At 50.0% G+C, this 12732-nt stretch carries 10 protein-coding genes and 1 other annotated feature; of the genes, 7 read left to right on the top strand and 3 right to left on the bottom strand.

All coding sequences use genetic code 11. The features are described from left to right. The first annotated feature begins 132 nt into the window (after positions 1-132). On the top strand, positions 133-903 hold the full coding sequence (locus RSX24_RS21705) for a class I SAM-dependent DNA methyltransferase (RefSeq protein ID WP_236421279.1): 771 nt from the start codon (positions 133-135) through the stop codon (positions 901-903). Between the two features lie 47 nt (positions 904-950). On the opposite strand, the gene RSX24_RS21700 is transcribed toward RSX24_RS21705, so the two are convergent. Both RSX24_RS21700 and RSX24_RS21695 read right to left on the bottom strand, forming a co-directional pair. After that, positions 951-3503: an ABC transporter permease gene (locus tag RSX24_RS21700; protein WP_343261752.1), complete on the bottom strand. Its 2553-nt coding sequence runs from the start codon at positions 3501-3503 to the stop codon at positions 951-953. Next, positions 3500-4249, bottom strand: a complete 750-nt coding sequence (locus RSX24_RS21695; RefSeq protein ID WP_343261751.1) for an ABC transporter ATP-binding protein — start codon at positions 4247-4249, stop codon at positions 3500-3502. Before RSX24_RS21695 ends, RSX24_RS21700 begins: the two co-directional genes overlap by 4 nt. 205 nt (positions 4250-4454) lie before the next feature. On the opposite strand from RSX24_RS21695, the gene RSX24_RS21690 reads away from it, so the two are divergent. The 4 genes from RSX24_RS21690 to leuS all read left to right on the top strand — a co-directional run bounded on the left by RSX24_RS21690 (position 4455) and on the right by leuS (position 10536). Beyond that, positions 4455-5147: a response regulator transcription factor gene (locus tag RSX24_RS21690; protein WP_236421281.1), complete on the top strand. Its 693-nt coding sequence runs from the start codon at positions 4455-4457 to the stop codon at positions 5145-5147. A 122-nt stretch (positions 5148-5269) separates the two neighbouring features. Continuing rightward, positions 5270-6580, top strand: a complete 1311-nt coding sequence (locus RSX24_RS21685) for a HAMP domain-containing sensor histidine kinase (RefSeq protein WP_236421282.1) — start codon at positions 5270-5272, stop codon at positions 6578-6580. Between the two features lie 100 nt (positions 6581-6680). Continuing rightward, positions 6681-7637 (top strand): phosphotransferase family protein, encoded by a 957-nt coding sequence (locus RSX24_RS21680; RefSeq protein ID WP_236421283.1) that lies wholly within the window; start codon positions 6681-6683, stop codon positions 7635-7637. Between the two features lie 116 nt (positions 7638-7753). Further along, positions 7754-8020: a binding site (T-box leader), on the top strand. A 71-nt stretch (positions 8021-8091) separates the two neighbouring features. Continuing rightward, entirely contained in the window at positions 8092-10536 is a 2445-nt protein-coding gene (gene leuS, locus RSX24_RS21675; protein ID WP_339273888.1) for a leucine--tRNA ligase, read from the top strand. Here the strand turns inward: leuS and comER are convergent. Then, entirely contained in the window at positions 10517-11362 is an 846-nt protein-coding gene (gene comER, locus RSX24_RS21670) for a late competence protein ComER (protein WP_343261750.1), read from the bottom strand. The two genes, leuS and comER, sit on opposite strands and share 20 nt — an antisense overlap. A 181-nt stretch (positions 11363-11543) precedes the next feature. Here comER and RSX24_RS21665 point away from each other — a divergent pair, with 181 nt between their 5' ends. Beyond that, the gene (locus RSX24_RS21665; RefSeq protein ID WP_343261749.1) at positions 11544-12131 is read left to right on the top strand and encodes a ComEA family DNA-binding protein; all 588 of its coding nucleotides are present in this window, start codon (positions 11544-11546) and stop codon (positions 12129-12131) included. Between the two features lie 41 nt (positions 12132-12172). Further along, positions 12173-12694, top strand: coding sequence for a deoxycytidylate deaminase (locus RSX24_RS21660; protein ID WP_236421287.1), 522 nt, complete (start codon positions 12173-12175; stop codon positions 12692-12694). Positions 12695-12732 lie beyond the last annotated feature (38 nt).

The raw sequence follows: 12732 nt of genomic DNA, 5'->3' as shown, positions 1-12732 counted from the left end.
CCGACGGCTGGCCACCTCTCGGAATAAAGCTGAATGCCGAATAAAGATGGCAGGGTAAACTGGACGAAAGCCGGATGCCCTGCTTTCTTTTTGGAAAAGGTTTAAATTGAATTCGAAAGTGCGGTGTCTGACATGTCTTACCGTAGATTTGCCTACGTATACGATGAATTAATGGAGGATATGCCCTATCCCGATTGGATCCGATTTGCGCGGACGGCCTGGGAACGGCACGGCATGCCGAAAAGCGTGGTCGAGTTGGGCTGCGGGACGGGCTCCATCACGATTCCTTTGGTCAATTCGGGTTTTGAAGTGATCGGGATCGATTTGTCAGCGGACATGCTGTCCGTGGCAAGAAACAAAATGGATGCCACGCCGCAGGGCCATCGCATGTACCGTGGAGGCAGCGTGCGGTGGGTGCAGCAGGACATGCGGGACTGGAGCGTTCCCGAGCCGGTAGATTCGGTCATTTCGTTCTGCGACTGCATCAATTATTTGCTCGAAAAAGAGGATGTCGTTCGCACGTTCCAGCGGACGTACGCGATGCTGAAGGAGGAAGGCACGTTTATGTTCGACGTGCATCATCCGAATACCCTGATTCGATATGATGACGAACAGCCTTTTGTATTGGACGAACGCGCCGTGTCCTATATCTGGACATGCGACATGGACCGGGAGCGGTGCGAAATCGAACATCATTTGAGCATCTTTGCACGCATGAAGGAAGCCGGCAAGGACATGTATCAGCGCTTCGAGGAAGTGCACGTACAGCGGGCCTACGATCCGGAATGGATGAAGCTTGAGCTGCTTAAGGCAGGATTCAGGGAAGTCGGTGTCTATGCAGACTTTGAGTGGGATGAAGCCGGGCCGGAGGCGCAGCGCCTGTTCTACGTTGCTGTAAAATAAAGTGAGTAAAAGAGCTGCCTGCATGTTATGCAATGGCAGCTCTTTTTTTAATCCCGATTGTATTGGATTTTGGACAACCAGTACGTTGATGGCAGAGCAGAGGCAATGCCTATAATGGGACTGATCGCCAGGATGATGAATATCATTCCGTATGGAGCAGGGCTTTGGGCATCGAGAGCACTCAAAAATTGATAACGTAACAGTACGCCAGCAATGAGTCCCATGACAGTCCCGGATACCGCTATCATTATTCCTTCGAACCAGGCTAAACGGATGACCTGCCAGGGTTTGCTTCCGATGGAGCGCATCGTGGCAAACTCTTTTTGACTTTCTCTTAGATTGCTGGACATAATGTTCATTAGTCCGGCAAGGATAATAAGCGTCAAAAGCAGTATGGAGGCCGTTAAAAAAGCCGTACGCTGTTTGTATTGCTGATAGAACGTCTCCAGTTCCGCCATGCGGTCATAAAATACAGTATTTTGATATTCGGGCTGTTCAAGTAGGGACTGAACCTGTGCTTTTATGGCTTCCTGCTGATTCTTGTCCGTGATATTGAACAGAATTTGTTCCACCTTGGCTTCCCGGTAGCTGTTAACGGCGTCAACGGAAGTATACATGGTCATTTCGTCTCCCGGAAACAATGGATTTTGATCGATAACACCCACAATATTCATCTGTAAGGGAGCAGCGCCAGCTGCCTCGCTGACTTCATCCATCTTTAGTTCCAGTGTATCCCCAATAGAGTACCCGAAGTAACGACAGAAATCCTTCGTGACTACAATCTGGTTCTTTTGCAGATCCTGAATCTTACCCTCAACGACCTGATAAGAAGAAAACTGCTGAGCTTTGATCAAATCCATCGATTGCAGGCTTGCCAACACGTGATCCTTGTTATCAATTTTAAACACAGAACCGTTCCAATCCGGTGACATTTGATTAACCGGGATATCTACGAGGAGACTTGAACTTATTGTAATACTGTCTATTCCTTTCAGGCGGTTCAGCTGATTGCTCAGTTCGGGTGAGAATCCAGGTTCATATGAAGCTTCGGCCGACTGGATAATATAATCCAGGGGGAATTGATTGGCCATATTTTTTTCTGTTTCCTTCACTATGCTATCAAGAACGCTGAACCCTACGAATCCGACAATAACGGAGAGCATGATTACCCGGGTGATTTGTTTGCTTCGTCCGATGCGGCTAAGTGCATTTCTGCCAGCAATGGTCCCTTCCATGGCATATAAAGGCTTCAGGCACAGTGCAATCCCTTTGATTAATGGCTTAAGCAGGAAGGAAATGCACAAAAAACATAGGAGAACAAACAGTACACCGACGATAATGACCGCGGTTTTGGACGTTTCCTTGCCCCCGGGGATCAGAATGGAAAGTGCAATAAGTCCAACAAATAGGGAATACACGGCGATATGCTTCCACAAAGAGTGCTGTGTAAGACGTGCCGGCTGTTGACGGTGGGCAGCAAGTGGAGACATTCTGCTGGAGGAATAAGCCGGGATGAAGGAAGCAAGCAGTGTAACGAGAATACTTCCGAGCATGACAGCGGCAATCACCGGATAGGATACCACAACTGAATCCACACGATATCCCATCCATTTTTCAAGCACCCCAGAAGTAGCATAACACAGCATAATCCCCCCCGCGGATCCTATGAATGAGGACAGAATACTGATCCACAAGGCTTCCCAAATGACCATCTCGAACAATTGTCTCCGTGTGCCTCCCAAAAGCCGGAGAACCGCCAGTTCCTTCTGTCTCTCTTGGACCGACATTTGCAAAGTACTAATGACGATCAAAATACTCCCAAGCAGAACAATAACGGACAGTCCGGTTACCAGCGGCCGAAGCCCACCCAAATTTTTTTGTTCCTCTTCCTTTGCGCTGCGGCGATCAATAGTAAGTCCGTCGAAATGGTCATTCAATTGCTCGATGACCTCACTCTTTACATTCCCGTTATCCAGCTTCAGGATCAGCGCACTAGCCTGTCCGGTATGATCTGTCAGCTTGCTGATCCAATCATAATTGAAAATAAAAAGACGGGACAAGCTTTCGCTTTCTTTTAGAATTCCCGAGACCGTTACGGTCTGATCTTCGGCGGGTGGGAAAGGCAATGTCAAGGTCGAACCGATCCCCAGCCCCGCCTCCTTGGCATATTTGGAGGAAATCAGTACTTGCGCATCTTCAGGAAATGATCCCGTTTGCAGAGAAAGCAGTTCATGCTCAGCGGCCAGACGGTCTGCTTTGAAGCTGTAATAAAAGGGTTGAACAGCAACATTTTCGGGCATGTGTCCTGCTGTGTAGGGCAGCAAGATCGGAGTGGTCTCCTGCACCCCTTCGAGGTTGTTAATCCATGTTATATCTTTGGAAGAAAGCAGCCTTTGCCCTTCGTTATATCCTGCTATCAGATCAAAATCACCGAACCTCTCCCGCGCTGAAACTTCAGTGGAATGCTGCAAAGTGCTCATCATCGTCTGAGACGATACAAGAAGAAGAACTCCCAGGCTTATTCCCATTATGGCAAAGAAGGCTCTTATTTTACGTGCAATCAAGAAACGCCAAGCCAGACGGGCTAACATCCACTTCATATCAGCATTCCCTCAATTCTGGATGTGATCTGACTCAGGTTCACTTTTGGGTCCTGCTGCAGGTTCAGGTTTTCTACCAATTTCCCATCTTTCATAAAAAGAACTCTGTGCGCATAAGAGGCGACGCTTGCATCATGGGTCACCATAACCAGGCAATGATTGCCTGTATCACAGAAGCTTCGCAAAACCGTCAGAATGTCTTTCCCTGTTTTGGAGTCCAGACTGCCCGTAGGTTCATCGGCCATCATGATGCGGGGGTGTGTAATCAATGCTCTGGCGATGGCTACCCGTTGCTGCTGTCCACCTGACATCTGGGATGGATATGAAGCTGCCAGATGCCCAATGCCTACTTTTTTGAGCATATCCAACGCCATGCTATTAACTTTACTGTCAGTCTTGCCAGCAAGCAGAAATGGCAAAGCTACATTCTCCTGAGCCGTTAGTACCTGAATCAGGTTGAACATCTGAAAAATAAAACCGATCTTGTCTCTGCGGGTGAGTGTGATTGCGGATTCCGTGCCGGCGTATAAATCTTGTCCGTCCAGCATGACTTTACCACGGGTCGGCCTGTCCAAACCTGATAACAGATGAAGCAATGTGGACTTGCCGGAACCACTGGGTCCCATGATGGCAACAAACTCTCCTTGATGGATCGCCAGGTCAACAGCATCGAGGGCAGGAACACTTTGATTGCCTTCCCCGTAGACTTTGCTTAGATTGTGGGTTTGTAAAACGGGTTTACTCATTTCTCTTTTCTCCTTTTCACGGAAATCTGCTGAATCGCTTTGATCGATATCATTATGCAGAAGATGTCTCACCTTTTTGTGGGAAAAAGATCAATAATGTATCAATAAAATATAGTACTTTTATCTAATCGCTGTTTAGGAGGTTCCATCAACAACAGGAATGCTCCATAATAATGGGACAGCAGATGAGAAAGGGAGATACAGTATGCAGGAAGTAATCTTGATTGTGGATGATGACATTGAAATTATAGAGCTTATGCGTGATTTTCTCGAAATGGAGGGGTATGCTGTCCTTACTGCGGAGAACGGGGAAGCGGCCATGCGGATCATGAATCAAAATCGGGTGGATTGTGTGCTGCTCGATGTGATGATGCCCGGCGAGTCGGGTTTTACAATCTGCCGTGCCATTCGGGAATATTCGGATGTTCCCGTCTTGTTTCTGAGTGCCAGGGAGGAATCTACCGATAAAATCAGAGGATTGGGCGTCGGAGGGGATGACTACATCGTTAAGTCCGCCACACCGGGAGAGATTATTGCCAGAATCAAAGCGGTGAGGCGGCGGTTTGGCAAAGAGGAATCCACTTCGTTGGCAATCGGCTTATTCAAAGGTTTGAGCATTGATTACTCCGCACGTGAGGTCGAGGTGAATGGTGAAAAGGTTACGCTCACAACCAAGGAATTTGACTTGCTGGCTTTGCTGGCCAAACATCGCAATCAGGTGTTTACGCATGATCAGATCATCGACCGAATCTGGGGAGAACACTACGGAGATCAGCATTCGGTAAGAGTGTTTATAGCCCGGATCAGGGACAAGATTGAGAGGGGAAGTACGGGAAACGAATACATACAGACCGTATGGGGAACGGGATATAAATTTACGGGAGAGCCGTTGTCATGAAGGGGTTCCAATCTTTAATGAAAAGCCGGTTATCATTAAAACAGTGGCTGTTGATTATCATCTTGTGTACAGTGCTTGTTCCAATTTCGGTTGTGAAATTAACAGGGAATTGGTATTCAAATATGGCAACGACCGACGATGGATACAGCATTGAATGGGTGCAGCAGAGAATTTTGGCTCAGCGGGATCAGTGGGAAAGCGAAGAGTGGCAAATCAAGCTGGAGCAGGATTCCAAAAAAATGAATGTTGGGATACGGCTGCTGGACAGAGAACGTCGGGAGATTTTCTCGAACATATATGATGAAGGAGGATATATTCTTGAAGAAGGGGGAGACATAACGCCCAAGGAGAATGTCGGTGACTTTTCGGAGTGGAACGTATTAAATGAGTTTTATGTATATTCATCGACGAACACGCTGACCGGAATGGTTTATATTCAGGATCAGGGTCCGGTATTGCGGAGCTATGGCAGCTTGGCTGAAAAAATGATTATGGAATACGGCGGATTTGTGATTTGGGGATGTTTGCTTGCCATCATTTTGCTTACAGGTGCCTGGTTCCTGAACAAGCAGGTGCTGAAACCATTGAAGAAACTGGGACAGGCAGCACAGGGGATTTCCAGAAGTGAATTTTGTGTGGATCTTCCGTCTTCCCGAGTGAAAGAAGTACATGAGGTTTCGGCAGGCTTCAAAAAAATGCGGGCCGAACTGGAACATTCCCTAATTCGGCAGCAGGCCATGGAAGAAGAGCGGCGGCTGTTCATCGCTTCCATCGTCCATGATATAAGAACACCCGTTTTTGCCATCCGTGGTTATCTGGAAGGGCTGGAGAATGGCGTTGCCTTCACTCCCGAAAAAACTCAAAGGTATATCCGAAATTGCCGTATTAAAGCAGATGTTCTGAATCACTTGGTCACCGACCTGCTTACATATACCAAGCTCGACTGGTTTGAAGACAAACCAACGCTTGCAAGCACACGAATGGACGGATTACTGAACGAGTTGATCCTGGGGTATCAGGAAGAAGCGAATCGCAAACAGATCCGTCTTGCGCTGTCATTGCCGGAGCAGGGAGCTGAAATCATGACGGATCCATATCTGCTGCAAAGGGCGTTCGGAAATCTTCTGGATAATGCCTTGCGTTATACTCCAGAAGGCGGAAGCATTGAAGTGAAGGCAACGTGTGATAACGGCATATGGGCCATAGCTGTTCAAGATACAGGCCCTGGAATTGCCAGTTCTGACCTGCAGCATTTGTTCAAGCCGTTGTACAGAGGCGAGCAATCCAGAAACCGCAAAACGGGTGGTGCTGGCCTGGGTCTGTCCATTGTATGGAAAATTACTGAGATTCTGGGAGGAAGGGTCCAGGCCGGGAACAGACCAGAAGGAGGCTCTGTTTTTACGGTGAGTTTGCCTTTAAATGTTGGAAGGTGATCAAAGGTCTTGCAAGCGTAGAGAGGGCCGGACATAATGGGTATGGAAATATTTCTTTACATTGTCATCCCCTTAACGAATAAGGTAAATGAGGTGCAAAGTGGAAAGTAATTATAAAACGAGGCTGACTTCAGAACAGTTGAACCGGATTACTCAACATCATTTCAGGACAGGTGTCAGAGAATACAAGGAGATGACGGATGGATGGGCGAACCATGCCTATTGTATTACGTTGGATGACGGACAGAAAGTTGTACTCAAAATTGCACCTTCCTCCGGAATTAAACGAATGCGCTGTGAACAGGATGTGATGGTTGCGGAGGTGCAGGCACTTCGTCTCGCCGCGGATCTCCAGGATGTTCCCGTTCCCCGTGTGCTCGCCCATGATCTTTCGCGGAGCTTTGTCCCTGCAGAGTATTTTATTATGGAATACATGCCAGGCAAGCCTTATAACAAGGTCAAAGACCAATACAGTGTGGAAGAGCAGGAAGCCATCGAACAGCAGCTGGGCGCTTACAATCGGAGAATCAATGAGATCAAGGGCGAAAAATTCGGCTACTTTTCCGAGCGAAAAACACAATATGCTACCTGGAAAGAAGCTTTCCTGAACCTGATGGATGATTTGCTCGCAGATGGGAAAGAGGCTGGAGTGGAATTTTCGATCGGTTATGAAGACCTCGAACGTTTAATTCAAGAGAAATCGGATGTCTTGGTTGATGTAAAAGAACCTGTACTGGTCCACTGGGATTTGTGGGATGGCAATGTTTTTGTGGAACAGGGCAAAATTACGGCCATCATTGATTTTGAGCGTTCGCTATGGGCTGACCCTTTGATGGAGCACTATTTCAGTCATTTTAACAATACGCCCGGATTTGTCAAAGGTTATGGAAGAGCGGCTGCAACGGCAAGCGAACGGCAGAGAAGGAGCCTTTACGACCTGTATTTTGATCTGGTGCTCCGGATAGAATGTGCGTATCGGCAGTTCGATAACAAGGAACACGTGGCATGGGCGACCCGCAATCTTGAGGAGGGCATCGAGCGCTTCCGGTTATCCTGATTCGTGGACACACAAAGGCAGCCAAAGCTCGTTGAACTGCATACGCAGAGGCGAAGGGCAGCAATATTGACTTTGGTGCCAATTTTTAATATAATGTTTCCGATCAAAAGCGAATACATATTTCGATGATAAGGATCAGTAACGAGTCCTGCACATGACAGAGAGTCGGCGGTTGGTGCAAGCCGATTGGCAGTATATCGCGAACTCGCCTTGGAGAAATGCGGTGATTACACCATTTTGATGCCTGTAAGGATCTTGCCCTTCGGGGAATGGAAAATCCGCATCGGTTCACCGCCGTTACAGGTCCAAAGGGAGTGGACAACGAAGCACGTTCGTCCGCTAACTAGGGTGGTACCACGGGAAATCAACCTCTCGTCCCTAGCGCTGCAAACGCTACGGGATGCTGAGGTTTTTTTGTTGCAAATAGATGGAATGATCAGAGGAGGAAACACAGATGAGTGAACATCATCAGCCAAAGCATGGCTATCAGCCGCAAACCATGGAGAAAAAGTGGCAGCAGTTCTGGGATGAAAACAAAACGTTTAAGACGGGGGAGGACCCGTCCAAGCCTAAATTTTATGCATTGGATATGTTCCCGTATCCATCCGGTTCCGGTCTTCACGTAGGCCATCCGGAAGGATATACGGCAACGGATATCGTTTCCCGCTACAAGCGCATGCGCGGTTATAACGTATTGCATCCAATGGGATGGGACGCTTTCGGCCTTCCGGCAGAGCAGCATGCGCTGGATACGGGCGAACATCCGCGGGACATCACGTTCCGCAACATCGACAATTTCCGCCGCCAGATCAAGTCGCTCGGTTTTTCCTATGACTGGGACCGCGAGATCAGCACGACAGACCCTGAATATTACAAATGGACGCAATGGATCTTCATCCAGTTGTACAAAAAAGGGCTGGCATACGTAGACGAAGTACCCGTTAACTGGTGTGAAGCATTGGGCACGGTCCTTGCCAACGAAGAGGTCATCGACGGCAAGAGCGAGCGCGGCGGGCATCCGGTCGTGCGCAAACCGATGCGCCAGTGGGTACTGAAGATCACGGAATACGCCGAGCGTTTGCTTGAGGATCTGGAGGAACTGGATTGGTCCGAGAGCATCAAGGATATGCAGCGCAACTGGATCGGCAAATCGACGGGCGCGGAAGTGACTTTTGCCATCGAAGGACGCGAGGAAGTCATCAAAGTGTTCACGACTCGTCCGGATACGCTGTTTGGCGCGAGTTATGCAGTGCTGGCACCGGAGCATGAATTGGTGGATGCCATCACGACGGCCGACCAACGCGAAGCGGTCGCAGCCTACCAGGAACAGGCGGCTCGCAAGAGCGACCTGGAGCGCACGGATTTGGCGAAAGACAAAACGGGCGTATTCACGGGTGCTTATGCCATCAATCCGGTAAACGGCGCGAAAGTGCCTGTGTGGATTGCCGATTATGTGCTTGCCGGATATGGAACGGGAGCCATTATGGCCGTGCCGGGACACGATGCCCGCGACTGGGAATTTGCCAAACAATTCGGCCTGAATATCATTGAAGTCGTTGAGGGCGGAAACGTGGAGGAAGAGGCGTACAGCGGGGATGGAGCTCATGTGAACTCCGAATTCCTGAATGGCCTGAACAACGAAGAAGCGATCGCCAAAATGATCGCCTGGTTGGAAGAGAACGGCAAAGGGCAAGGCAAAACGACATATCGTCTGCGCGACTGGTTGTTCAGCCGTCAACGCTATTGGGGTGAGCCGATTCCGATTCTCCATCTGGAGGACGGAACGATGAAAACCGTGCCGGAAGAGGAGCTGCCGCTGCTGCTGCCGGATATCGACCAGATCAAACCATCGGGCACGGGCGAGTCTCCGCTGGCCAATGTGACGGAATGGGTCAACACGGTAGATCCGGAAACTGGCATGAAAGCGCGTCGCGAGACCAACACGATGCCTCAATGGGCGGGAAGCTGCTGGTACTACCTGCGTTTCATCGATCCGCACAACGACAAGGAACTGATTTCGCAAGAAAAACAACAACAGTGGCTGCCGGTTGACTTGTACATCGGCGGCGCCGAGCATGCGGTCCTGCACTTGCTGTATGCGCGTTTCTGGCACAAGGTTCTTTACGACCTGGGCGTGGTCAGCACGAAGGAACCGTTCCACAAGCTGGTGAACCAGGGCATGATTCTCGGGACGAACAACGAAAAAATGAGTAAATCCCGCGGCAATGTCATTAACCCGGATGAAATCGTGGGCGAGTTCGGTGCGGATACGTTGCGCCTGTACGAAATGTTCATGGGGCCTTTGGAAGCAACCAAACCATGGAACACAAGCGGCGTTGAGGGAATGCACCGCTTCCTGTCCCGTGTATGGCGTTTGTTCATCAACGAGGACACCGGTGCCATCAACGATAAAATTACGGTTGACGGCGGAACGGAAGAGTTCAAGCGCACAACGCATAAAACGATCAAGAAAGTGACGGACGATCTGGAGAACCTGCGTTTCAACACGGCGATCAGCCAGCTGATGATCTTTATCAACGATGCTTACAAAGCCGAGAGCCTGCCGCTGGCTTCGATGGAGAACTTCGTGCAGCTGCTGTCACCGCTCGCACCGCATATGGCAGAGGAGCTGTGGAGCCGTCTCGGACATGAAGGCGGAATTAGTTATGTAGCTTGGCCTGTATATGACGAAGCGATGACGGTCGATGCCGAGGTTGAAATCGTCGTTCAGATCAACGGCAAAATCGTAACTCGCGCAACGGTTGCGAAAGATCTTGACGCACAGGGACTGCAGGACCTGACCTTGGAAATGGACGCTGTCAAACAGGCGCTGGAAGGCAAGACCGTTCGCAAGGTCATTGCCGTTCCAGGCAAGCTGGTCAATATTGTTGCCGGTTAATCTCATTGGCTCTGAACAGTTCATCCAGCTTGATCAAATCTTCCTCGTATTTGTCGTGGGTGGTTTGAATGAGGCTGTCGAAAACACCATCCAGATTGGCTTTCAATAGCGCAAGTGCCTGTGCGGTAATACCGCCGGGCACGGCAACGCGTGCCTGAAGCTCCTGCGGCGTGTAACCTCCTTCGGTGAGCAGCTTGCCTGTTCCTAGGAGCATCTCGCCGGCAAGGGCGCAGGCATCCGCGCGTTTGATCCCTGTAAGCTTGACTGCGCTGTCGATCCACTGCTCCAGGAAAAACGAGATGAAGGCAGGTCCGCAGCTGGTAAAATCGGAAGTGATTCGGGTGCATTGCTCGTCGACCTGGTAGGGTCTGCTGAAATGGCTGAGCAAGCCTTCCAGCACGGCACGGTCCTCCTCTGTCATTCGTTCGCCATGAATGCAGAGGGAGGCACCGCTGCCGACCTGGTGGGTCACGCTGGGAATCACTTTGGACACCTTGCAAGGAAGCGATGCTTCCAGATGGCGTATTTGCACCGGGCTCGTGATGGAGACGATAATCTGCTCGGGTTGCAGAACAGGCAAAATTTCATCGATGACATGCTTGAATTCAAGCGGTTTGACGCACAGAAATACGATCTTGCTTCGAATGACCGTTTCTCGATTGCTCTGGGACTCATGCAGGCCGGGATAACGGAGGGTTAACTGACGTACTTTGGAAGGGGTCCGATTGCTCGCGGCGATCTGCCTGGGCTCCAATGCTCCGGATTGGATCATGGCATAGATCAGCAGGCTGCCCATGCTGCCGGTTCCGATAAATCCAACCTTCATTGTTTCAGGCCTCCTTTCATGCTTTACGGTACTGGCGCGCAGTATGTTCCTTCTAGTCTATGCGTCATGCCCTTGCCGGCATGACATGAAAATCAATCATTTTGGACGCAAAGTCCGCTTTACGGTTCGGAAGCACCGCCCGTGTTCATTAATCCAATGGGAGACGGGAGTGTGTGAAAGAATGAAGTGGAAACAAGGATTGATTATTGCTGCGGCAGTGATGGGGAGCATACTGATATTGTGGTCGGGCAAAAGCGAGCAGCCGCCTTCGGGATGGACTGCCGTTCAGCCCGGTACTGAAATGCCGACGACGGCTCAGGAAACTGCTGCCGTTCCGTCGGCTGTTTCGGGTCCAGCCGATGCGAATCAAGTGCCGGCTTCCATTCCGGAAACCAGGCAGGGTGCGGCAATGGCTGGAAATCAGGATGAAGCTAAGGTGGAGAGCGGACATGACACCGCCGGAACGACAACGGAACAGCAGGCGTTCATCCATTCTGCCCAGCCAGATCCCGCTAACGTTGGCCATGCTGAAGAGGTGCAGGATCATCTTGCGGCAACGCAGGAGCCGGACAACGGGAAAATCGACGTCAATACTGCGCCGCTGGCCAAACTTATGGAGCTGCCGGGCATCGGGGAGAAGAAAGCTCAAGCCATCATCGATTATCGGAATAACCATGGTCCGTTTGGCAAAGTCAGCGATTTGACGAAAGTCAAAGGCATAGGTATGAAAATGTTGGAGAAGATGGCACCTTATGTGCAGATCCGCTAATGCACTATTTTCGATAATATGACAACGGAAGGGGAAACGGCATGAGCGCAACAGATGCACGCAAAGACTGGGACACATACTTTATGGATATTGCTTACATGGTATCCACTCGTTCGCGTTGTCCTAGGCGCCATGTGGGTGCAGTGCTTGTTCAAGGCAAAAAATTGCTGGGAACGGCATATAACGGAGCACCGATGGGGGTTCCCGATTGTTCTGAAGCAGGTTGCATGATCTCGGAAGAATATGAGTTGGTCATTACCGACGGCCGGGAAGAGATGGTCAAAAAACAGCGCTGCATCCGTACGATCCATGCGGAGCAGAATTTGCTTTTGTTTACGGATCGGATCGACCGGGAAGGCTCTTCCGTATATGTCACGGATGAGCCGTGTTGGACCTGTGCCAACATGCTCGCCAACAGCGGGATTACCGAAATCGTGTTCCATCGCCCATATCCGAAAGATACGGGCAAAGTCAGACGAATGATGGAGCAGCAGGGGATTACGTTTCGCAAGTTGGAGCAGTATCAACCGCCGCGCGAGACAATAATGACCGTGAGTGATTGAATTTTGCATGCTGCATGTACAAAGATTCATACAGAAAG

The organism is Paenibacillus hubeiensis, assembly GCF_032334105.1.
In the GTDB taxonomy this organism is placed as follows: Bacteria; Bacillota; Bacilli; order Paenibacillales; family Paenibacillaceae; genus Paenibacillus; species Paenibacillus hubeiensis.
The sequence above is the reverse complement of the archived record's forward strand: the minus strand, read 5'-3'. Positions and strand labels throughout refer to the sequence as shown.